The following is a 23,020-nucleotide window of genomic DNA, read 5'->3' as shown; positions in this document are numbered from 1 at the left end:
CGACTAGTCCGCTAGATCCGCACGGCGACTCCGCGCTCGGCCATGATTCGCTTTGTTTCTGAAATCGAGTACTCGCCGAAATGAAAAATGCTGGCCGCCAAGGCGGCGGCCGCTTTCCCCAGTTGAATCGCATCGGCCAAGTGCTCCGGCTTCCCAGCGCCGCCGCTGGCGACTACCGGAATCGCCACCGCTTGGCTAACGGCTCGCGTTACGTCGATGTCGTAACCATCCTTCGAGCCGTCGCAGTCCATGCTGGTCAGCACGATCTCGCCGGCGCCCAGCTCCTCGACCGTTTTGGCCCACGAGACCGCTTCCAAACCGGTCGGCGTGCGGCCGCCGTTGATGTGCACTTCCCAGACCTCGTCCCCGTTCTCTTTCTTCACGCGTTTGGGGTCGATGTTGACCACGATGCATTGGCTGCCAAACCGTCGCGACGCTTCGCGAACGAATTCGGGATTCTTACAGGCAGCCGAGTTGATCGAGACCTTGTCGCTGCCGGCGTTAAGCAAGGCGCGAATGTCCTCGATCGTGCGAATCCCGCCGCCCACGGTCAGCGGCATGAAGACTTGCTCGGCGGTGCGCTGGACGACATCCAACATGATCGCCCGCTCTTCGTGGCTGGCGCAGATGTCGAGAAAGACCAATTCGTCGGCGCCTTCCTGCTCGTAGCGCGAGGCGACTTGCACCGGGTCGCCGGCATCGCGCAGGTTGACGAAATTGGTTCCTTTCACGACGCGACCGCGATCGACGTCGAGACAAGGAATCACACGATGAGCCAGCATCGGCGACTTTCGAGTTAAATAGTTGCGTTAACGGGAGTTCCGGCCAGTCGCCAGCAGAAGTTTGACGACCGAAGAGGTGCAAATCTACTGTAAGCCGGGCAAGGGAGAGGGTCAACTAACCCAGGCGTCGTCTCGCCGTCGTTCTTCCTATTTTGCCCCGGTCGGGCCTCCTTTTCGCCAAGCAACCGGCCCGAAGCCCACCCCCGACCAGGACGACGTAAAAAAAGCTCGCCGGCGCCATACGACGCCCGCGAGCTTGATTTCCCGTTTTTCGCTCTTACTTGGCCCCACCAGAGCCAAGCCAGTCGATTAATATTCGCCGATCACTAGGCCATCGTTGCGAATCCCCAGCCGCTGATAGACCCCCAGCTGCGCGGCGGTCCCCAACGTTACCGAGCCGTCAAACGTGCCAGACCCACTAATTGGCGTCGACACGACCGTCGCACCTACGCTGAAGGCGATCGTCTCGGAGATGAACTTCACGGCGCCGTCCCCCAACACGAACTGCGTTCCGCCAGGATGACTGCTGCTGAAGCCGGCCCAGGTGTTGTAGGCGATCTCGCTTGCCGGGACCGATTGCCCCTGACGTTTGTAATTCGGCGGAACGCCGACTGTTCCCAGCGAATTGGCCGAACTCGACTCCTCGGTCACAAAGGTCGCCGTATTGCCGCCAGCCCGAACGTAACCGGTACCGATCCACGTGCCGACCGCTTGGTATTCGGCCCGCTCGCCCACCAGAAACGTATTGCTGGCGCCGTCGGTCATCCCCTGGAACCCGGTTTTGCTGTGGGCGTACATCACACCGTTGTTGGCACGCATCTGCGTATCAAAGATGCCGGCGCAGGCGACGTAGTTCGTCGTACTGGCCTGCATGGCGGTAATGCCTCGCAAGGTCGTTCCCGACGCGGGGCAGGTCCCTGTCGCGCCGTTGTATTTGACGACGCGACACGAAGGGAGCGTCCCGGCCGTGTCGCTGGGACAGCGAAAGGCGTCTAACTTCGCCTGCATGGCATTCTTTAGCGCAACGCTGGCCGTCGTGGGGGTCGTTGGATTGGCGTTGTCAATAACGATCGAGAGCGAGTTCGATGTCACACCCATCGTGTCGTACAGGTTGTCCTGCTCGATCTGCGGCAAGATCAACGCGCTCCAACTCCAAGCATTATCCACACCAGCGTCCGAGGTGCGGTTCACCGGATCGACCGCCCCCGAAGGAAACACCTTGAACGCGTCGGCGTAGGTGTGACAAGCAATACCAAGCTGCTTCAGATTGTTTGTGCAAGAAATGCGACGCGCCGCTTCGCGGGCCTGCTGGACGGCTGGCAGCAGCAGTGCGATCAAAACGCCGATGATCGCAATCACCACAAGCAGCTCAACAAGCGTAAATCCCCGACGACGCTGATAAAAACCGATAGACATTGCCCCTCCCAATGGAAAGAAAGAAGTTGTGATTTCCGGATATACAATCTCTAGTAACCGGGTAGCAAACACAGCCTAAAGTGCGGCCACCTAGCGGGTCAATCAAAATACCCCATGAGAACCACAATTCTTCGGAATTCCTTGAAAGGCGAACTACCGTTCCGGCCCTGCGCTAACAGTCCGTTGATTTTCTCAACGGGCTGCTGGATCGCAGGGATGCGATCCCAAAATAGCGACGTAAGTCATTATTTTGCGAGCCGCGAAGAGCTATGCTCTGAGCCTGGCGAGGTTGAAAAATGCCACGAGGGCATTTTTCAACAGGCAGCTAAGGCCCAAGGAGCCGAGTTTCCACGAAAAAAGCTCGCGAGCGTTTTTAGACGCTCGCGAGCTTTGGTTTTGTCATGTTGTCGAGATCAACCGTTCATCACCAAACGGCGAAGTCGATTAATATTCGCCGACGACCTGACCGTCGTTGCGGATACCGAGACGCTGATAGACGCCGTAGTCGGCGGGGGTGCCATTGGCAACCGAGTCATTGAAACCACCGCTGCCGTCGATCGGCGTAGCGCCGCCGTTGTTGAAGGCGATCGTTTCCGAGATGAACTTCACGGCGCCGTCGCCCAGCACAAACTGCGTGCCGCCCGGGTGCGTGCTGCTGAAACCAGCCCAGATGCTGGAAGTCGCGGTCTGAACTTTGTAGTTCGGGACCACGCTGACCATACCCATCGAGTTGGCCGCGTCCGAGGTGTCGGCAACATAGGAAGCGGTGTTGCTCGTTCCACGGATGTAACCGGTGGCCATCCAGGTGCCGGCGGCCTGGTATTCAGCCCGTTCGCCAACCAGGAAGGTGTTGCTGGAACCGTCAGTCATCGACTGGAAGCCAGTCTTGCTGTTCGGGTACATCACGCCATTGTTTTTACGCATCTGCGGGCTGAAAAGACCAGCGACGGCGATGTAGTTCGAGGTGCTCGCTTGAACGCCAGCGATGCCCCGGAGATTGGTGCCGGCAGTCGGGCAGGTGCCGGTCGTTCCGTTGACGCGGACCGTGCGGCAGGTCGGCAATTCGCCAGCGGTGTCGCTGGGGCAACGAAAGGCGCCGATTTCCGATTGAATCTGACCTTCCAAAGTCGTCCCTGAGGTGGCGTTGGAGGCCACGGTGAGGACCGAGTTCGTGGTAACGCCCATCGCATCGTACAGGTTGTTTTGTTCGATCTGCGGCAGAATCAGAGCACTCCAGCTCCAAGCGCCGTTGGTGCCGGTCGCAGTTGCCAAAGCGACAGGATCAACGCCGCCGCTGGGGAAGGTCTTGAAGGTGTCGGCGTAGTTGTGGCAGGCCAGACCGAGCTGTTTCAGGTTGTTGGTGCAGGTCATACGACGAGCAGCTTCACGAGCTTGCTGCACGGCCGGCAACAAAAGAGCAATCAATACGCCGATGATGGCAATCACGACGAGAAGTTCGACGAGGGTGAAACCCCGACGGCGCATACCTTGAGCGATAGACATTGCCTCTCCAAAAGAAAGCGAAGGGAAGAACTGTTCCGTGTGTGCGGATATTAAACGACGAGACTCGTCATAGGTTCCGGTCGTGCCCCTCAGATTTCACTGATCAAACGGATCCTATATCGTTCAATTCAAGATTTGAACGCTTGATGTGTCAAGCGTGTGGTTCCGAAAAAATGATAGTTCGCAATCCCCGAGAAATCCGGGAAACTTCCGTTTTTTTCTTCCAACTTTCACAGCTCGCCAACTTGTCGCTATTTGCTGTAAGCAGGGCAAAATTTCGCGCGATTGCACCGCTTTCTCGCGAAACCACCCTCGATATCGCGCCTGGCGGTACTGGGATTTACGGGTCACCGAGGCGACAAGAAATCTTTTTTCTTTCACCCCCACAGGAGTGGACTCCCTGCCGTTAAATCGATGAAGAAACTCCGATTTGTTCCGATTGGGAAAGTAGAACGGCGCAAAACCGGCTTCCTCTGGTTCGCATGACCACACATCCCCCACTCCCCACGTAAGCGAGCCGCGCATAAAAAAACGCCTGGCGGGCCATTGCCAAGCGTTTTTCAAGCTTGCTGTTCGCGCTCGGAGGTTTGGCGTCGTCATACGCCAACCGGCGCGCGATCAAGTGATCGCTAACCCGCCTTGGGCGCGATGGTGCACATCATGCGACGTCCCATCTGCTTCGGGGTTGATTCAACCTTGCCGTATTCCTCCAGCAACTCGATCACTTGATTCATCACACGCTGACCTTCGTCGACGTGGGCCATTTCGCGGCCGCGAAACTGGATCGAGACTTGAACTTTGTCTTTGTGCTTCAAAAAAGTAATCGCCTGCTTCACTTTGAATTCGATATCGTGATTCCCGGTCTTGGGACGCAGGCGAATCTCCTTGGTTTTCGCGTGATGCGAGTGCGATTTGTGTTGTTTCTTGTTTTGCTGGTACTTGTACTTGCCGTAGTCCATGATGCGGCACACCGGCGGAGTCGCCATCGGGGCGACTTCCACTAGATCCAGACCAGCAGTGCGAGCGCGGCTGAGCGCGTCTTCGGTGGGAATGATCCCCAGCTGTTCTCCTTCTTCATCAATGACGCGCACCGGAGTCTTACGAATTCTCTCGTTAATGCGCGTTTGATCGCGGTCACGATCGCGATCCCGTGAATTCCGATCTATGATGGCAGTTAATCCTTTTTCGTGGATAGAAACGGGAAAAGCTGGGCAGGGGCCCAGCCACTAAGTTTGACAAGTCTAGCATTGTAGCTATTTTCGGAACAGTTTGTCCCCCATTTTTAAACTCCCCCAAAAATAACGAATTTTTCGGTCTTTCTCGGGGAAACGCGGCCTCCGGCGTCGGTTGAATCGCCGCTTCTACTTGAGGGATTCTTGGGCAATTCGCCGCGATTTCCCCAAAAAGCCTTCTATTGGCCTTGTCCGACTCGCCCTGGAAGCCGACATTGGTCCGACCTCGCGAACGATCGAGGCAAGGATGCTATCACGTTCGCACCGTTTAGGTACCGCACTGGGCGTCTATGTTCGCCCCCACGATCCAGGGAGGGACGCGATGAACGCAGTCTCCGCGCTAATGTTGTCGGTCGCGCTGACCGCCGCCCCGGCCGATAATTCGCGATCGCCGGTTCTGTATTACGTCACCGCCGACTGGTGCGTCTACTGTCGCGAGATGAAACCAACCGTTCAGCGGCTCCAAGCGGCCGGCTACCCGGTCGTTATCATTGACCAAACCCGGGATCCAGACATGGCCCAGCGTCTGGCCGTCCGCGGACTGCCCGCGTTTCGCATGGTCCAACAGGGCAAGATCATCGCCCAAACCGAAGGCCGTACCAGCTATGACGAACTGGTCGCCATGTTTCCGAAACAACCATCCGCGGCGACCAATCCCGCGCCGCAACAAGCCATGGCGATGCAATCGCCGGCGGCGCCGGTCGTACGGGGGCAATCGCCGGGCCCGATGATGACCTCCGGCAATTCGTCGGCCGCTCGGCAAAAAGCGCTGGCCGCGACGGTCCGCTTGAGAGTCATCGACCCCAATGGCTTTTCGTACGGAACCGGCACCGTGGTTCACTCGCATCATGGCGAAGCGCTGGTGCTGACCTGCGGCCATTTGTTCCGCGATTCGCAGGGCAACGGTCAAATTGAAGTCGAATCATTCGCCCCTGGCGCTACCAGCGCTATTGCCGGCCGGTTGCTGACTTACGACCTGGACCGAGACGTCGCGCTGCTCACCTTTAAGCCGAACTTCCCGATCTCTGCGGTCACGGTTCGTACTCCGAATCAGCCGGTAACCGTCGGCGAAAAAGCGTTTACCGTCGGTTGCGACAAGGGAGCGGACGCTTCCATTCGCGAAAGCCGCATCAATAGCATCAATCGCTATCAGGGCCCCGACAATCTACAAGCGGCGGGCGCACCGATCGACGGTCGCAGCGGCGGCGGCTTGTTCAATGACGCCGGCCAGCTGATCGGCGTCTGTAACGCCGCCGACCCCGAATACGACGAAGGCTACTACGCCGCCTTGAAGACGATCTTCGCGCTGCTAGAGGAAAAGCAGATCGCTCACCTCTTCACCGGCAATGCCGCGCAGCCGCAAATGGCGCAAGGCTCGCCCAGTCCCAATCGAGCCGCCCCCTCGATGCCTGATTTGCCCAGGTCACAGCCGAATCTGCCCGCCCACATGCCGTCGACCGCCGCCGGAGCCGCCGCGTTGGCCAGCAGCGGAATGATCACCGGCAGCAGCGATCTGACCCCGGCCGAACGAGAGGTGCTGGAGTACATTCGCCAACATGGCGGCGAGGCGAACATCACGATCTTGTTTCACTCCAAGTCGAACCCCTCCTCCCAGCCCGAGGCGTTCACGCTCCCCAACCGGCCTTCCCCCCAATTCCTGCAGCACGTGATCGGCGCCGCAGCGGGGCAAAACGGAGGCATGGTCGTCCGCGGACAAAGCCAATAATACGGGTCATCTGGCCAGCAAATCCCGACTTAACGGCGTGGTCCGGTCATTTAAACCGTGATTCCACCAAACCCGCGGGGAGACGGCTTCCCGTATTGCGCAAACCCGGAATGCCCTATTCCAACGAGCTATATTTTTTCGCAGCCTGCCAACCACGGCTCGAATCGAAAGCCCGTCCCGAGGACTTCCGTTGCTTCTATTTGCGCTCATTTCCGTCCTGAATCTTGTACTCGGCTTCGCCGCCGCAGTGGCGCTGGGCTACGGTCCGCGCCCCTGGTGGAGCATCTTTGGCGACGGCATTCAGCAAGTGGTGCGGATCGAGATGTTGGACGAAGAAACGCCCCCAGCGGTCGACGTCGATGACGAGTCTGCGGAAGCGGCTGATGTGGACGACGACTATCCAGACGATGAGCCGACCGCCGATTTCGACGACGAGCTGCCGGAAGAAGAGCCGGTCGAAGGTGAAGAACAAGATCGGCTCGAAGCGGCTCACCTGGAAGAGATCGAAGCGGACAAACTCGCCAAACGGCTTGAAGAAGAAAAACGCCAGGCCCGGGAAAAGCAGGCTCAGCAAGAAGCCGAGACCCCCGCAGCGGATCTTCCGTCTGACGACGAGGCGCCCGCTGAATCTCTCGCCGCTGAAACGGACAACGCCGATCCAGCCGCCGCCGCGAGCCAACCAGCGGGCGATAACGACGCGTTCATGACCGACGACATGGAACAACTGCTCAGCGGCAGCGACGCCGATATGGAGCGGGACGTCCTGGACGAGTCGCTCGACGAAATCGAATCGCTGCTCAAAGCGGCCGGACAACTCGACGCCGACGACGCACCAGCTGCCGAAGCGGAACCCAAGACCGACGCGGCGGCGGAATCTGCCGAAGAACCGGTCGCCGAAGAACCAATTGCGGAGCCGCCGGCGCAGGAAGTCGCCGAGCAAGGCGAATCGGAACCAGTGGACGAAGAACTGTCGGCCGACGAGATCGCTTCGTTATTCTCCGCCGCCAGTCCGCCGACACCCGAAGCCGATGCCAAGAGCGACATCGCGATCCCAACTGCGGAAGAGCCCACCCCCAAAAAGCCTGCGCCGGAAGTCGCCGAGCAAGCGGAAACGGAACCCGCCGACCAGGAACTGTCGGCCGATGAGATCGCATCGTTATTCTCCGCCACCAGTTCGCCGACAACCGAAGCCGATGCCAAGAGCGACATCGCGACCCCAACTGCGGAAGAGCCGACCCCCAAAGAGCCAGCAGCGGAAGTCGCCGAGCAAGCGGAAACGGAACCCGCCGACCAGGAACTGTCGGCCGATGAGATCGCTTCGTTGTTCGCTGCCGCCAGTCCGCCGACAACCCCGTCGGAGCCGGAAGAGGAAGCGGCCGACGTGAAAGGCAAAGCCGATAGCGTCACCGCAACGGAACCAGAGGAAGAGCCCACCCAAGCGCCGGCAGCGGAAACGGAACCCGCCGACCAGGAATTGTCGGCCGACGAGATCGCATCGTTGTTCGCTGCCGCCAGCCCGCCGACAACCCCGTCGGAGCCGGAAGCGGCCGACGTGAAAGGCGAAGCCGATAGCATCGCTGCGGCGGAACCAGAGGAAGAGCCCACCCAAGCGCCAGCAGCGGAAGCGGAACCCGCCGACCAGGAACTATCGGCCGACGAGATCGCTTCGTTGTTCGCTGCCGCCAGCCCGCCGACAACCCCGTCGGAGCCGGAAGCGGCCGACGTGAAAGGCAAAGCCGATAGCGTCACCGCAGCGGAACCAGAGGAAAAGCCCACCCAAGAGCCAGCGGTGGAAGTCGCTGCGCAAGTGGCGGCGGAACCGGCCGACCAGGCACTGTCGGCCGACGAGATCGATTCGCTCTTCCCGACCGCCGATTCCCCTGCCGCCAAAGCGGCGTCAGAAGCGGACGCGGATGACGCGCAAGCGGAACCTACCGCAGAGCCGACGGCCGAAGTCGCGGAACAAGACGAATCGGAACCGGCCGATCGAGAATTGTCGGCCGACGAAATTGAAGCGTTGTTCAAAGGTTCGTAATCGCAAACCCCTTCGCCGTTTGTCGTAGTCAGCGAAACTAGACGATTTCTCTTTTAAAAAGCGAGGGAGATCGATCTTTTACGGCGATCCGTCGAAAAAGAACCACTCGGAAAAACAAGCGTGAATCCCGCCAATGGCCTCCGTCCGCATCCTGTCGGCATATTTCAACCGCCGATCAATCCGAGTAGTTTAATACGCGCCCCGGTTCATCCCCATTCTCTCTCCAACCTCCAGTAGGAAAAACGAGGTCCAGGCGGCATGGCGATTCGAAACCTCTCCAAGATTTTTCATCCCAAATCGGTGACCGTGATCGGCGCCAGCCGCAAGGCAGGCAGCGTCGGCAATACCGTCGTGAAAAATCTGATCAGCGGCGGCTTCACCGGCAAGATCTATCCGATCAATCCGAAGTACGACACGATCGAAGAGTTGCCGGCATTCGCGAGCGTCGCGGATCTGCCCGAAACCCCAGACTTAGCGGTCATCTGCGTCCCGTCGGCCGGCGTCCCGGCCCTGATCGAAGAGATCGGCGCCAAAGGAACGCGCGGCGTTGTGATCATCTCGGCCGGATTTCGGGAAACTGGCGCCGCCGGCATTGAACTGGAACGCCAGGTCGCAGCGGCCGCCGCCAAATACGACGGCCTGCGGATCATCGGCCCCAACTGCCTGGGCGTGATGTCGAGCGCCGTCAATCTAAACGCCAGCTTCGCCGCTAGCAGTCCACTCCCGGGTCGCGTTGGATTCATCTCGCAGTCCGGCGCCTTGTGCACGTCGGTGCTTGACTGGTCGCTGCAAAAGAACATCGGGTTTTCGTACTTTATCTCGGTCGGCAACATGCTCGACGTGCAGATCGGCGACCTGATCGACTACATGGCGAACGATCCCCATACCGATTCGATCATCATGTACGTCGAATCGATCAGCGACTCGCGCGAGTTCATGTCGGCCGCCAGGGCGTTCGCGCGGCAAAAGCCGATCATCGCCTACAAGGCGGGACGGTTCGCCGAGTCGGCCCAAGCCGCCGCTTCGCATACCGGGGCGCTCGCCGGCGTCGATGCCGTGTATGAAGCCGCCTTCAAGCGGGCCGGCGTCGTCCGCGTCTTCGACAGCGACAACATGTTCATCTGTGCCGAACTGCTCGCCAGTAAGAAGCTGCCGACCGGCGACCGTTTGGCGATCGTAACCAACGCCGGCGGTCCTGGCGTGATGGCGACCGACATGCTGCTCGACCGGCATGGCCGATTGGCCAAACTGGCGCCCGAGACGATCGAGAGCCTGACCGCCATTCTGCCCGCCGCCTGGTCGCACAATAACCCGGTCGACGTGCTAGGAGACGCCGACTCGACGCGGTACGCTGAAGCGCTAAAAGTGACCCTGGCCGACAAGTCGGTCGACGCAGCGCTGGTGATTTTGACCCCGCAGGCGATGACCGATCCGATGGGAACCGCCGTCGAAGTCGTCAAGATCGTGCAAAAGAGCCCCAAGCCGGTCCTATGCGTCTGGATGGGTGGCGAAATGATCCGCGCCGCCGTCAATCATCTCGACGAGCATGGCGTGCCGACCTTCACCTCGCCCGAGTTGGCCGTTCGCTCGTTCATGCATCTCGTTTCGTATGCCCGCAACCAGGAAACGCTGTACGAAACGCCTCGCGACATGCCGGTCAAGTTTCCACTTGATCGCCAAAAATTGCGGGCCGTCTTCAACACGATCCTTAGCGAGGGACGCGAGATCCTGTCGGAAAGCACGTCGAAGGCGCTGCTGGAAGCGTACGAGATTCCGGTCACCAAGCCGTATGTCGCCTGGTCGAAGGAAGACGCGGTGACGTTGGCCCAGCGGATCGGCTATCCGGTGGTGATGAAAATCTTCTCGCCGCAGATCACGCACAAGACCGACGTTGACGGCGTGAAGCTGAACCTGTCGAGCGCCGAAAAGGTCGAAGCCGCCTTCGACACGATGATCGCTACCGCCAAAGAGAAACGCCCCGATGCGATGATCGAAGGGGTGACGATCCAAAAGATGATCTCGGCGCCCAACGCCCACGAGTTGATCGTCGGCGCCAAGCGCGACGACGTCTTCGGCACAGTGCTGATGGTTGGCGCCGGCGGAATCGCGGCCGAGATCTTTCGCGACAGCGCCCTCGAACTGCCGCCGGTCAACGAACGCCTGGCCCGGCGGATGCTGGAATCGCTCCGCAGTTGGCCTCTGCTAGAAGGGTATCGCGGCCGTAAGGGAGTCAACATCGACCGGCTGATCGAAACGCTGATGCGGATTTCGTACCTGGTCGCCGACTATCCCGAAATTAAAGAACTCGATATCAACCCGCTGTTGGCGACCGACAAAGACGTCGTCGCCCTCGACGCCCGGATCATTCTCGACCGTTCCGCCTTCGTCGAACCGCCGCGGCCCTACTCGCACTTGGCGATTCGCCCTTACCCGGAAGAGCTGACCCGAACGACTTACCTGAGCGACGGAACCGAGATCTTGCTGCGGGCGGTCAAGCCGGAGGACGAGCCGCTCTGGATCGATCTACACGAGAACTGCTCGGAGCAAACGATCTGGTTCCGCTTCCGCTACTTGTTCAAAGAGACGACGCACGAAATGGCGTCTCGCTTTTGCTATATCGACTATGACCGCGAACTGGCCCTGGTCGCCGAACTGAACGAAAACGGCCAGCGCAAACTGATCGGCACGTCCCGTCTGGTCGCTGACCCCGACCGCCGCGAGGCCGACTACGGCGTGCTGGTCTCGGACGCCTATCAAGGCCGCGGGCTCGGCTCGATCCTGACCAACTACAGCCTGAAGATCTGCAAAGACTGGGGCATGAAAGAAATGGTCGCCGAAACGACGCCTGATAACAACCGGATGATCGAGATCTTCCGCAAGTGGAAGTTTGAACTCGACTTCAAGACGGCGGACGATGCGGTGCTGGCGCGGAAGCTGGTGTAACTGTTCAAAGTTCTAGGAGCATTTATTCCACTACCAATGTAACATCAGTGCTTGCAATGCAGATCCCGCCAATATTGACTGAGTGTAAATCCGCATGGCGAGTGCCCTGCGGGATCGTGGAGTTACGGACTTGGCGAAGTACAAATTTACGAATGCTGAGCGTTTCGCAGTTTACGTAGTGCACGGGGAAGTCTGCTACATGTGCACGAAACCCATCGACCTCAAAACGATGGAAATCGATCACATAATCCCTGAATCGCTCATCCTAGACCGTCCAAAACTAGAGGAGACGCTAACTGCCTTTGGGCTCTCCCTGGACTTCTCACTAAACTCGTATGAAAACTGGTTACCTGCGTGCCGTAGTTGCAATGGGAAAAAAGGCGCAAACGTCTTTGCCCCAACGCCTCTTGTTCAACTACAACTCACGAAAGCATCCCGGAGAGCGGCTCAAGCTCGATCCCTTGCTAAGCGGACCGTGAAGCAGGCGGAAATCACCAAAGCGCTGAACATCCTAGAAAAAGCGGATGAGTCAGGTGAACTTAGCGACGAGGTCAAATTGCATTTAAGGGCAATCGGTAATTTACAGGAGCAGGAGCGTGAACCATCACGCAAGAACGAGCCGATACTACTTGCCCCCAATTTCTCAATACCTGCCCATGAACACTCTAGCTATCATCGAGACGAGTTGCTGAAGAGCGAAACTTGCGGCTGCTTCTTCTGCCTGAGAATTTTCAATTCTTCCGAAATTGTCTGTTGGACGGACAAGTTACCAAATTCTGAGAAGGGAGAGACAGCTCTTTGTCCATATTGCGGTATCGACTCTGTCATAGGGTCCCAATCCGGATACCCGATGACTCACGAATTTCTAGAGAAAATGAATGATCGTTGGTTTGGAGGTATTCGGGACTCGACTTAGGCAAGACTTCTTGTCGCCATGCTCATCCGGCGAAGACGCCGCAAGAGCATGCCACCAGGCGCATTGGGCGCCGTCCCTCTAACCCGCAATCGCGGAAACCAACTCAATCGGCGGCTAGCAGTTGGCCGAGATTAACCTTTACGGAAAGTCTTCAGACTAGCCAAGCCGCGACGATTGCAACAAGTCTGGGCACTTTTTGCCTGATTTGATGCATCGATGGCGGATCCGTTCGCCAAAAAGCCGCCCCTGTCGAGCGAACTCCGGTTATGCCGGATTGGCATATCGTTTGCTTTCCAACATCCTCGGAAACGCCGAATGGATGCGTCGGGCGGTTCGTCTTTGTGCGGATCCAAGCCGACCTGAACCAGGCCACCTCGAGCGAGAGCTTGACACCGCCGTGGTTGCATTCGCTACACTGAGGGCGGCTTATTTGCCAGACGTCAGATACGGTTTCCTCTCCCACTTCCCCGACAAAACCGAGTTCGAACGTGCAAAAACCGATGATCGAGTCTTCCGCTATCGAGACTATGGAGACGCGTCAAAAGGCGCTCAGCGTTAACCTCGACAACCGCCGCTACGGCACCTTCGCCGAAATTGGCGCCGGCCAGGAAGTGGTACGGTGGTTCTTCCGCGTCGGCGCCGGCGCCGGAACGATCGCCAAAAGTATGTCGGCTTACGACATGCAGGTCAGCGACGCGATCTACGGCCGGGCCGCCCGGTACGTCTGTCGCGAACGTCTGCAATCGATGCTGGACCAAGAGCACGCCCTCAACCTGGAACGTTTGACCGAAGCCCGCGGCGAGACGAGCACCTTCTTCGCCTTCGCCGACACGGTCGCCGCCCGAGGATACAAAGGCAACTCCGATTGCCACGGCTGGATGGGGATCAAATTCCAGGCGCATCCCCGCGACGAAGACAGCCAGATCATCATCCACGTCAAGATGCTCGACACCGAGACCGCCCTCCAGCAAGAGGCGCTCGGCATTGTCGGCGTGAACCTGATCTACGGCGCGTTTAACTTTAACCACGAGCCGGAACTGCTGGTCGATTCGCTGCTCGACGGGCTGTCGACTTCCCGCATCGAAATTGACATGATCGAGTTCTCCGGCATCGCCTTCCGCCGGGTCGACAATCGTTTGATGAGCCTGAAGCTGGTCGAGCTGGGCTTGAGCGGCGCCGCGATGTTCGCCGCCAACGGCACCGTGCTGCAGCCGTCGGAGTTCCTCTATCGCAAACCGATCCTGGTCGAGCGGGGCAGCTTCCGCCCGGTCTGCAACGTCAACGTCGACATGCTCCGTTGTGCGCATGAGAAGTTCTCGGAACTGCCCGACGTGAAAGGGAAAGAGGTCGCCCAGGTGATGGAAATCACCATGCGGAACCTGAAAGCCCAGGGCGAGATCGACCGCCGCGACTTCCTGGCCCGGGCCGACGTCATGGCGGCCTGCGGCATGAACGTGCTGATCTCCGACTACTTCGAGTACTTCCGCCTCGGCGCCTACCTTTCGCAATGCACGAAGGAAAAGATCGCCCTCACGATGGGCGCCGCCAGCTTGAAGGAGCTGTTCAACGAGAAGTATTACACCGAGTTGCCAGGCGGCATTCTCGAGTCGTTTGGCCGCTTGTTTAAGAACGATCTGAAGATCTTCTGCTATCCCTACCTCGATCCGCAAACGGGCGAGTTGGCGACTTGCGATAACCTGGAGCTGAAGCCGGAGCTGCAACCGCTGTACAGCTATCTGCTGGGACGCGGCGGGATCAACAACCTGGACAACTACGACGAAAACTGCCTCGGCATCTTCTCGCGGGAAGTTCTCCGCAAGATCGGCGATTGCGACCCCAGCTGGGAACAAATGGTCCCCGCCCCCGTCGCCCAGGTCATCAAAGACCGCAAATTCTTCGACTACCAATGCATCGAACCAGAATCGTGCACCTTGCCGTCGAAGTAACGCAAAGCGAATAGTAGCTCCGAGGCGCAAGCCGAGGGAATGCGGCCCAATGCACAATCAATCGTAGGGCAGGCCGTGCCTGCCGGAATGGAAACGTATCCACTTCGGCAGGCACAACCTGCCCTACATTTCTTCTTGCTCGCGAATAAACCGGAGATGGTGTTCGCTATGCCGCAAATGAAAGCCAACCCATTCGTCGTGCGAAAAGTATCCCAGCACCGGATGGGGCGGGTGCGGACCTTCGTGTCGCTCGAACTGCTCGATCGCCACTAACTGCCGGTTGAAAAATGCCCTCGTGGCATTTTCCAACCTCGCCAGGCTCAGAGCATAGCTCTTCGCGGCTCGCAAAATAACGACTTACGTCGTTATTTTGGGATCGCATCCGTGCGATCACGCAGTCCGTCGAGAAAATCAACGGACTGCTAATAGTCGCTGGTACTGTTCCTCTAGATCGGCTTCTGGCGGCGGCGCGACCTTGTCGGCGATCGCCGCGGGAATCGGGATTCCGGCCGGAAACCATACCCGCGTCAATATCCACCGTACCGGCGCCACAAGCGTCCGGGCGACCACGTTATAGCCCGGCGGCAACCCTTCAACCGACCCCTCAAACGCCGCCGCCAAATGATAAAAGATCTGCGCTGCGGTCCACCGCCCGGTCGTCTCATGCGGCGACTCGGCGATTTTCGCCAGTCGCTTTTGGAGTTGCGTGAGCGTTTTGATTTTTGGCATGTATCTCATTGCCGGTAATAGAAGCTTCGCCCCTCAGTATAAAAGCGAGCCGGCGTCGCTCGCCAGCGTCGTTTCTTTAGCGCCAAGAAGAATTGGTTGGCGTTTTCGCTCGAGAGGCGTAATACTACGGCAAGTCGCCCCAAGCGCCGTTTCGTTTCTTCCTACTTGCGAGCCCCCATGACCGCCAAAGTTCGCGCTTTTCTCTCCGACACCGACGACTACCGCGTCGCCTTCGAGACCTTTCTCGCCAACACCGATCAAAAGGTCAACGCGCGGGCCTGGATGGATGCCGAGATCCAGAAGCTGGACGACACCGATCTGCTGGTCGACGCCGGGGCTGGCAATGGCGAACTGACCAAGTACCTGGTCGAACGATTCGGGTCGGTGGTCGCGATCGAGCCGAATCCGTTTCTACTAGACCAGTTGAAAGCCGATTACCCCGATGTCTTGACGGTCGCCGATGGGATTCTGGCCGCCAAGGTTCCGCCGCAGTCGGCCAGCTTGGCGATTTGCTCGCACGTTTTCTACTACATTCCGCCCGACCAGTGGCAAGTGAACCTGGAGAAAATCGCCTCGTGGCTGAAGCCAGGCGCCAAGGCCTGGATTATCTTGCAAAGCGGCGATACCGACTGCATGGCAATGCGGGCTCACTTCGGCGAGCAAACCTTTTCGCTAGAGCCGGTACGCGAAGAGTTCGTCAAAGAGCAGGGCGACGCCTACGATGCAGTGATGCATTCGATCGACGCACACATTACGACCAAGAACTTGAAAGACGCCTACGTGATCGCCGAGTTCATGATGAACATGCTGCCGTTAGAGTCTCCCCCCGACGCCGTCGACCTGGAAGCGTATGTGGAACAATACTTCGCCGAGTCGCCCACCAGCTATCGGTTCTCTTGTACGCAGAATGTGTTGGAGCTGACGCGGAAATAACGCGAACAGGGGGAAGACAAACCTTCCGCCCGCTCGCTTAGACAAGCAACGCTTACGTCCAAACGTGATGCTCATGCGCCCAACTACCGTCGGGATAGAGCTTCACTTCCATCCAACTGGCCGGGCAATCGAGATAGGTTCCGCTATTCCACCAGTCTCCGCTGACGGCGCCGCCGCAGATGTAGGTGGTATTGTCGACTTCGACCCGGTCGACCGTGTGCATGTGGCCGCTGAGGCAAAGTTTGACCCGGGGATGCTCGCGGAAAAGTTGCCGCACCTTCGTCAGGTGCTGCGGCGACCAACCGGCCGGCACGACATATCCCTTGCCAAGTCCCTTGTCGGTCGACGGCTCAAAGAAGTGGGTGACCGAGAAGAGCGGGGCATGCGTCAGCACGACCGCCGGCTTGTCGCTCTTTTTCAGCTCGGCGGCGAACCAGTCCCACTGCGTTTCGTCAATTTCGCAGCCGTTTCGCTGGTAGGTATCGAGCGAGAAGAACGTCCAGCCGCCATGATCAACGCTGTAGTACCGGGCCGGCATGTCATACGCGGCGATCGCTTTTCCCTTTTCGGCATAGGACGCCGGCTGGTCGCTCGACTTGTCGGCCCAGCGGATGTCGTGGTTGCCAATGCAGGTCACGCTGGGGACGGCAAGCCGCTCCATGACGCTTTCCCGCCATCCTTGAAACTGGGCGGTAACATTGTCGTCGGCCTGACCGCCATCGACCGCCATGACGCAGTCGCCGCCGAAGGCGAACAGACTAGGGGAAGTCGGGCGAGCCTGAATGCCATCGACCAGGCGAGCCACGCGGGCGGCGATCTGCGGCTTGCCGGCCGGCAAGTGGACGTCGGTTAGAAAGGCGAAGCGAAACGGATTGCCCTGGGGCGATTCGGTCTTGGTCGACTCGGCGGCTGCTGCGGCGCCGGCGCCCAAGGCCAGACCGCCGCCCAACAGCGACTGCAGAAAATTACGTCGAAATAGCGGCATGGGATCTTCTTTCGCAAGAGAGCTTATTTGGTCAGTTTAATCGACAGCACGTCGGTCTGCTCATCAATCGTGAACTCTAAGTCAGACGTATCGTCGCTGGCGTAGCGATTGGGAACCGGTACCGGCAACGGCCGGGCGCCACGGACCGGATCGGCGTTTTTGCTGACGTTGCGCGGCTTGATTTTCGGCACGCTGATCGAAGCTTGATACAACCCGGGAGCAATCTGCGGCATGACGAAGGCGCCGTCTCCTTGGATCGCGGCGTAGTGATGCTCGCCACGCTCGTCGGTGAAAATCAAAGCCCCTTGGTTCAGCGGCTTGCCATCGATCGAAATATTGCCGGCGACGTTGTGGACCGGGGCGGCGCCGGCGCCACAGCCAATCGCGGCTGCAACGACCGTCATGATACATGCGGCGAGCCATCCACCGCGGCGGACCAAGCACAAGCTAGTCAAGGGTCACCACCTCGCCGGCGTCCGGCGTGCAGAGGGACCACCAAACGTTATCTTCGATCGTGGCGGCCAGGTGGCGACAACTGCCGTCTCCCATCGAGACGAGAATGCCGCTGGATCGTGGCGATTGGGCCAGCAACGAATTACACGTGGCGCCAGGCACGCCGCTCGATGGATTGACCTGAAACTTCGAGGCGGCGCCAGTAACGTAGGCGGCGAACACCGGGTTATACTCGTACCAACTGGCGTCGCCATACGCCCAGATGTTGTAGTAGAGGGTCGACGTTTCGCACCGGGTGAACTTTTCAGCGTAGAACAACGTGTTGGTCGTGCCGTCGGTGATGCTGCCGAAGTCCTTGGTCATGTCTTCGCTGGCGTTAAGATGCCCCAGGGCTTGATAGTTGGCGGCAAAGCCGGTTACGCCATACTGCCCCCAACTGCCATCTTCCAGCGTTCCGTCGCCGCCGTTGGTCCAGTCGGTCGGATTGACGTAGAGCGAGACCGGCTCGCGATAGACGACGTAAAAATCGCCATCGTCAAACGCCAGTTCGCCGAGCGCCGCCTGTTCGACATACGGCAGGATCATCAGCAGCGCCGAACCGCGATTGTATTTCAAATCGGTGTCGGTCACGATCGACGGCGGCAGATCTCCAAAGACGTCGTGAAAGTTGTGCGTCGCCAGGCCGATCTGCTTCAGCTTGTTCATCGCTTCCATCCGTCGCGCCGCGGCGCGGGCTTGCTGGACGGCCGGCAAGAGCAAAGCGATCAAGATGCCGATGATGGCGATAACGACCAACAATTCAACGAGCGTGAATGCCGGTCGCATTCGTTTCACGTTCATAGGGAACTCCGCGAATAGGAAATTGAGTGCGTTGCGTCGATCAAGACGACCCTTATTCTGCGTAGCGAACGACCACCGCACCACTAAGATTTGCGCAAAGCCTCTGATGATTCGCGCATCCTGTTTCATTCGCGTAGAAATGGTTTTCGCATTGTTAAAATCTCATGAATAGCCGGATATCTCTCGAGTTTCGCATTAGAATGCGACCTCATCACTCCGAGAATACGGCCCTGCAAAATGATGAAATGCGCACCAGTCTCTCGTCCTTCTTCCCGTCGTACCGCAACCGATCGATCCATGAAAAACATCGCCGTTCTGATTGAAACGTCGACCGGCTGGGGTTCGGGCATGGTCCACGGCGTCTCGAGCTATCTGGATGGCTGTGGCGAAAATTGGAACGTCTTCCTGGAACCTCGCGGCAAGTTTGAACCGTTGCGGCTTCCCAAGGGTTGGCGCGGGGATGGCGTCATCGCGCGGGTCAACAACGCCGAGTTGGCGGACGAGATCCTGCAAGCCGGCCTGCCTTGCGTCAACGTCTCGTGGTACGAATACGGCCAAGGAACGATCGCCCGCTGCACGCTGGACGAGGAAGAGAGCGGACGCCTGGCGGCGAAATACTATTTGGAAAAGAAGTACGCCCACTTCGCCTATTGCGGCTCTCCCTGGCGCCCCAATTACGATGACCTGTTTGGCCGCGCCTATTCTCAAGCGCTGAACGCGGCAGGTTACGATTGCCATCACTATCCGGCCAGCGGCATTGATCGCGAGCAACCTTGGATCAACCAGCTGCGGCAACTTGGCGACTGGCTGACGAAGCTTCCCAAGCCCTGCGGCGTGTTGGCGATCGACACGCAGACGTCGCGGCAGTTGATCGACGCCGCCAAACTGGCCGATCTGGGCGTGCCTGAGACGATCGCCGTCTTGGCAGGCGAGTACGACGAACTGGCCAGTCGCATTACCCGCCCCAAATTGTCGATGCTCGACAACGCCGCCCACAGCGTTGGCTATCATGCGGCCGAATTGCTCGACCGCATGCTCAAGGGAGAAGCCGGCGGAGGCGAATTGGTCACGATCAAGCCGACCAACGTGATTTCGGAAAAGTCGACCGACTGGACCGTACTGCCGGATGAGCGCCTTGTCCGGGCGCTCCGTTTCGTCCGCGACAACTTTCATCGACCGATCCAGGTAGCCGATCTGGCCGAACAGGCAGGTACGTCGCGGCGCCTGCTCGAGAAATTGTTCGACCGCCATCTGAACGTCACGCCGAGCCGGCAGATCTCGCTGGTTCGTCTCGAAGAGGCGAAGCATCTGCTTGATCGCTCGGTGCTGCCGATGTCGGAAATTGCGGCGCGCTGCGGTTTCGACTCGCCCGAGGTGATGTGCCGCGTTTTCCAGCGCGAAGCGAAGACGTCTCCCTCCGAATACCGCCGCACCAGGCGAGGCGCATGAACCACACCTATGGCAATCAGTTCCTCCGCGATCGCCTCCAAAATGCCGGTCCGACCAGAATTGCGCTCTTTGCGTCGATCACGTCGTTTTGCGTCTACTTCTGTATGTACGCGTTCCGCAAGCCGTTTGCCGTGGCGACCTACGACGGCTACGAATTTGCCGAAACCGGCGTCGAGCTAAAGACGGCGCTCGTCCTTAGCCAACTATTCGGGTACGTCTTGTCCAAGTATGTCGGCGTCAAATTTTGCTCACAGTTGCGGCGCGAACGGCTGATGATTGCAATTATTGCGTTGATCTTGATCGCCCAAGCGGCGTTACTGGCGTTCGCCGTGGCGCCGGGCAACTGGAAAGTCGCCGCCATCTTCTTTAATGGATTGCCGCTGGGCATGGTTTGGGGACTGGCGATGCGGTACCTCGAGGGGCGACGCTCGACCGAATTCCTGGTTGCGACCCTCAGTTGCTCGTACATTGTGGCGACCGGACTGGTCAAAGATGTCGGCAAGCGGATGCTCGACTACTGGGCGGTCGATCCCTTTTGGATGCCGTTTTGCGTCGGCGCTCTGTTTCTGACGCCGCTGGTTCTTTCGACCTGGTTGCTGGACGCCGTGCCGGAGCCTGACTTGGATGACGAAGCGGAACGCTCGAAACGTACTGCGATGACCGGCAGCGACCAATGGGCGTTTCTCGCCCACTTTTCGCTGGGGCTGATCGTATTGACGTTCGTCTACGTGTTGCTAACGGCGTTTCGCGACTTTCGCGATAACTACGCGATTGAGATCTTGAAAGAGATCAACCTGGCGAAGATCCCTGGCATCTTCACTACCATCGAGTTTGTGATCGCCGTCGTCGTAACGCTTACGTTGGCCGGGCTCAGCTTTTTTCGCCGCAACAGCCATGCGCTGCTCGCCACCTTTGCGATCATGACGTTCGGCACAGTCATGCTGGGCGCATCGACGCTGTTGTGGAAGGCGGGCTGGCTCAATGGTCTTGCTTGGATGATCTTGGTTGGGCTCGGCGCGTATCTCGCCTATGTGCCTTACTCGGTCCTGTTTGAGCGAGTTTTCGCCGTCACGCGGGCAACCGGCTCGTCGGTCTTTGCGATCTATTTGATCGATTCGTGCGGCTATACCGGATCGGCCGCGATGCAGCTTTACAAAGACCTCTGGCACGCCGAGAAATCGCGCCTCAGCTTCTTTACCGACTTTGCCCTGGCGATGTCGGTCATCGGATTGGTCTCGTTACTCTATTGCGGGTGGTATTTCATTCGCGAAGAAAAGCGATCGCGCGAGAGCGTTCAGAATTCGTCTTCGCCAGCGGATGGCGAGCCTGCTTAGTTGCGCAATTCCAGCGAACCTGGCAGGTCGTTTCCCACTCCGTACGACGTGATTCGCACGCCTTCATACTTCTCCAGGGAACCGCCCATGCCCATTCGTCAGGTCGATACGCTCAACGATGCGCAGCTTGCGCGACTGACCGAACTGTTTCAAGATCTGTGGTGGACGCCGGGTCGGCAACTTGCGGATGTTCGGGGCGCGGTCGCTCATAGTTCGGTCGTGATCGCCCTGGTGGATGAGGAGGCCGATGACCGACTGGCCGGGTTCTGCCGCCTGCTGACCGATTTCACCTATCGGGCGATGTTATACGACGTCGTGATTGCCCCCGATTACCGCGGCCAAGGGCTGGGGAAACGTCTGATTGGTGCGGTAATTGCGCATCCCCAATTGGCCGCCGTTGATGCGATCGCCCTGAATTGCGCCGGCGATCTGATCCCGTTTTACGAGCGTTTTGGCTTTGAAAAACAGGAGCCGGGCGTTTATTCGCTGCTGCGAAAAAAAATCACGTAACAAACGCCTGCCTCTTCCGCTTCGCCAAATATCGCCCCAGACCGCACTCGAATTTAGACGGCGGGCGAATCAATCGTGAACGGGAGAGAGTGAGATGGCGACAGCTTTGGAACTAGATCCGGCGAAGATGGAATCGTTCGCCGCCACGTTCTTAGACGCGATGAATGGCGCCGCGACGATGCTGATGTCTTCGATCGGACATCGGACCGGGCTGTTCGACGTCATGGCCGAGATGCCGCCGGCGACCAGCGAAGAAATCGCGTTTGCGTCGGGCCTGAATGAACGCTACGTACGGGAATGGCTGAACGCGTTAGTCGCGGCCAAGGTGATCGACTACGATCGGGACGAACGTTCTTACCGATTGCCGCCCGAGCATGCGGCGCTGCTGACGCGAGCCGCGACGCCGTCCAACCTGGCGTCGGTCGCGCAGTGGATCGCCGTGTTGGGTTACGTCGAAACGCAGGTCGTCGACAAGTTCACCCATGGCGGCGGCGTCTGCTATCACGAGTTCCACCGCTTTCACGACGTCATGGCGGACGAAAGTGCGCAAACGACGGTCGCGGCGCTGCTGGATCACATCTTGCCACTGGTCGACGGTCTGACCGACAAGCTAGAGCAGGGGATCGACGTCCTCGACATCGGTTGCGGTTCGGGCCAAACGCTGATTCTGCTGGCCGAACGTTTTCCGAACAGTCGCTTCGTCGGCTACGACCTGTGCGCTGATGCGATCGTCGCCGGCCGGAGCGCTATTGAAGACAAAGACCTGCCCAACCTGGTGCTGAAAGTTCGCGACGTGTCGCAGTTGGAAGAGCGAGATCGCTTTGACCTGGTGACCGCGTTCGACGCGATCCATGATCAGGCCTATCCTGACAAGGTGCTGCGAAATATCTCCGGCGCATTGCGTCGCGACGGCATCTTTTTGATGCAGGACATTCGCGCCTCAAGCTATGTCGAGAAAAATATCGACCAGCCGCTGGGGGCGTTCATTTACACGATCTCGTGCATGCACTGCATGAGCGTTTCCCTCGCCCAGGGCGGCATGGGACTAGGCGCCGCCTGGGGCGAGGAGCTTGCCCAAGAGATGCTGATCGGGGCCGGTTTCGCCCAGGTCGATATCCGTCAGCTAGAGCATGACATCATGAACAACTACTACCTCGCCCGCTTAGGCTAACGCAGGAAAAACTACCTCCATCGCGGCGCTTCGGGGGAAGGCCGGTTGAGACGAGAGAGAGCCGCTTGGCTCTCTCTCGTTTTTTTCCGTTTTGGACCAGTTAGCGACTGGTCGCGC

19 protein-coding genes are annotated in these 23,020 nt (G+C 58.9%); 10 read left to right on the top strand and 9 right to left on the bottom strand.

Annotated features, from left to right (window positions below):
• Nucleotides 1-11: 11 nt before the first annotated feature.
• The 4 genes from hisF to infC form a co-directional block, all read right to left on the bottom strand.
• Nucleotides 12-782 carry an imidazole glycerol phosphate synthase subunit HisF gene (hisF, locus tag Enr8_RS13260; protein ID WP_146432259.1) on the bottom strand — a complete coding sequence of 257 codons (771 nt, stop codon included), beginning with the start codon at nt 780-782 and terminating at the stop codon, nt 12-14.
• A 309-nt stretch (nt 783-1,091) separates the two neighbouring features.
• Nucleotides 1,092-2,198 (bottom strand): DUF1559 domain-containing protein, encoded by a 1,107-nt coding sequence (locus Enr8_RS13255; protein WP_146433332.1) that lies wholly within the window; start codon nt 2,196-2,198, stop codon nt 1,092-1,094.
• A gap of 444 nt (nt 2,199-2,642) precedes the next feature.
• Entirely contained in the window at nt 2,643-3,701 is a 1,059-nt protein-coding gene (locus Enr8_RS13250; protein ID WP_146433330.1) for a DUF1559 domain-containing protein, read from the bottom strand.
• A gap of 629 nt (nt 3,702-4,330) precedes the next feature.
• On the bottom strand, nt 4,331-4,867 hold the full coding sequence (gene infC / locus Enr8_RS13245) for a translation initiation factor IF-3 (RefSeq protein WP_261342466.1): 537 nt from the start codon (nt 4,865-4,867) through the stop codon (nt 4,331-4,333).
• A gap of 388 nt (nt 4,868-5,255) precedes the next feature.
• On the opposite strand from infC, the gene Enr8_RS13240 reads away from it, so the two are divergent.
• The 5 genes from Enr8_RS13240 (at nt 5,256) to Enr8_RS13220 (ending at nt 14,499) form a co-directional block, all read left to right on the top strand.
• Nucleotides 5,256-6,659 (top strand): trypsin-like peptidase domain-containing protein, encoded by a 1,404-nt coding sequence (locus Enr8_RS13240; RefSeq protein ID WP_186767635.1) that lies wholly within the window; start codon nt 5,256-5,258, stop codon nt 6,657-6,659.
• Nucleotides 6,660-6,849: 190 nt separating this feature from the next.
• The gene (locus Enr8_RS13235) at nt 6,850-8,694 is read left to right on the top strand and encodes a hypothetical protein (RefSeq protein WP_146432253.1); all 1,845 of its coding nucleotides are present in this window, start codon (nt 6,850-6,852) and stop codon (nt 8,692-8,694) included.
• Between the two features lie 258 nt (nt 8,695-8,952).
• Nucleotides 8,953-11,637 (top strand): bifunctional acetate--CoA ligase family protein/GNAT family N-acetyltransferase, encoded by a 2,685-nt coding sequence (locus Enr8_RS13230; RefSeq protein ID WP_146432251.1) that lies wholly within the window; start codon nt 8,953-8,955, stop codon nt 11,635-11,637.
• 199 nt (nt 11,638-11,836) lie between these two features.
• A complete protein-coding gene (locus Enr8_RS13225; protein ID WP_186767634.1) occupies nt 11,837-12,553 on the top strand; it encodes an HNH endonuclease in 717 nt (238 codons plus the stop codon).
• 500 nt (nt 12,554-13,053) lie between these two features.
• On the top strand, nt 13,054-14,499 hold the full coding sequence (locus Enr8_RS13220) for a TonB-dependent receptor (protein ID WP_146432246.1): 1,446 nt from the start codon (nt 13,054-13,056) through the stop codon (nt 14,497-14,499).
• A 123-nt stretch (nt 14,500-14,622) separates the two neighbouring features.
• Here Enr8_RS13220 and Enr8_RS25445 read toward each other — a convergent pair whose 3' ends face one another.
• Nucleotides 14,623-14,769, bottom strand: coding sequence for a DUF1569 domain-containing protein (locus Enr8_RS25445; RefSeq protein WP_186767633.1), 147 nt, complete (start codon nt 14,767-14,769; stop codon nt 14,623-14,625).
• Nucleotides 14,770-14,910: 141 nt separating this feature from the next.
• On the bottom strand, nt 14,911-15,228 hold the full coding sequence (locus Enr8_RS13210; RefSeq protein ID WP_186767632.1) for a DUF1569 domain-containing protein: 318 nt from the start codon (nt 15,226-15,228) through the stop codon (nt 14,911-14,913).
• A 177-nt stretch (nt 15,229-15,405) separates the two neighbouring features.
• On the opposite strand from Enr8_RS13210, the gene Enr8_RS13205 reads away from it, so the two are divergent.
• Nucleotides 15,406-16,161 carry a class I SAM-dependent methyltransferase gene (locus tag Enr8_RS13205; protein ID WP_146432240.1) on the top strand — a complete coding sequence of 252 codons (756 nt, stop codon included), beginning with the start codon at nt 15,406-15,408 and terminating at the stop codon, nt 16,159-16,161.
• Nucleotides 16,162-16,213: 52 nt separating this feature from the next.
• Here the strand turns inward: Enr8_RS13205 and Enr8_RS13200 are convergent, their stop codons facing one another.
• Genes Enr8_RS13200 through Enr8_RS13190 form a run of 3 tightly spaced genes read right to left on the bottom strand, consistent with a single transcriptional unit; the run spans nt 16,214 to nt 18,439 of the window.
• Nucleotides 16,214-17,146: a metallophosphoesterase family protein gene (locus Enr8_RS13200; RefSeq protein WP_146432237.1), complete on the bottom strand. Its 933-nt coding sequence runs from the start codon at nt 17,144-17,146 to the stop codon at nt 16,214-16,216.
• Nucleotides 17,147-17,169: 23 nt separating this feature from the next.
• Nucleotides 17,170-17,601, bottom strand: a complete 432-nt coding sequence (locus Enr8_RS13195; protein WP_146432235.1) for a hypothetical protein — start codon at nt 17,599-17,601, stop codon at nt 17,170-17,172.
• Nucleotides 17,594-18,439 carry a DUF1559 family PulG-like putative transporter gene (locus Enr8_RS13190; RefSeq protein WP_186767631.1) on the bottom strand — a complete coding sequence of 282 codons (846 nt, stop codon included), beginning with the start codon at nt 18,437-18,439 and terminating at the stop codon, nt 17,594-17,596. Before Enr8_RS13190 ends, Enr8_RS13195 begins: the two co-directional genes overlap by 8 nt.
• A gap of 297 nt (nt 18,440-18,736) precedes the next feature.
• Here Enr8_RS13190 and Enr8_RS13185 point away from each other — a divergent pair, with 297 nt between their 5' ends.
• The 4 genes from Enr8_RS13185 (at nt 18,737) to Enr8_RS13170 (ending at nt 22,903) form a co-directional block, all read left to right on the top strand.
• Entirely contained in the window at nt 18,737-19,888 is a 1,152-nt protein-coding gene (locus tag Enr8_RS13185) for an AraC family transcriptional regulator (RefSeq protein WP_186767630.1), read from the top strand.
• Complete coding sequence (locus Enr8_RS13180) at nt 19,885-21,222, top strand: DUF5690 family protein (protein ID WP_146432230.1); 1,338 nt, start codon at nt 19,885-19,887, stop codon at nt 21,220-21,222. Before Enr8_RS13185 ends, Enr8_RS13180 begins: the two co-directional genes overlap by 4 nt.
• Before the next feature lie 87 nt (nt 21,223-21,309).
• Nucleotides 21,310-21,732: a GNAT family N-acetyltransferase gene (locus tag Enr8_RS13175; protein WP_146432229.1), complete on the top strand. Its 423-nt coding sequence runs from the start codon at nt 21,310-21,312 to the stop codon at nt 21,730-21,732.
• A gap of 94 nt (nt 21,733-21,826) precedes the next feature.
• A complete protein-coding gene (locus tag Enr8_RS13170) occupies nt 21,827-22,903 on the top strand; it encodes a class I SAM-dependent methyltransferase (RefSeq protein WP_146432227.1) in 1,077 nt (358 codons plus the stop codon).
• The last annotated feature ends 117 nt before the right edge of the window (nt 22,904-23,020 follow it).

It is taken from the genome of Blastopirellula retiformator (genome assembly GCF_007859755.1).
Lineage (GTDB): Bacteria > Planctomycetota > Planctomycetia > Pirellulales > Pirellulaceae > Blastopirellula > Blastopirellula retiformator.
The sequence above is the reverse complement of the archived record's forward strand: the minus strand, read 5'-3'. Positions and strand labels throughout refer to the sequence as shown.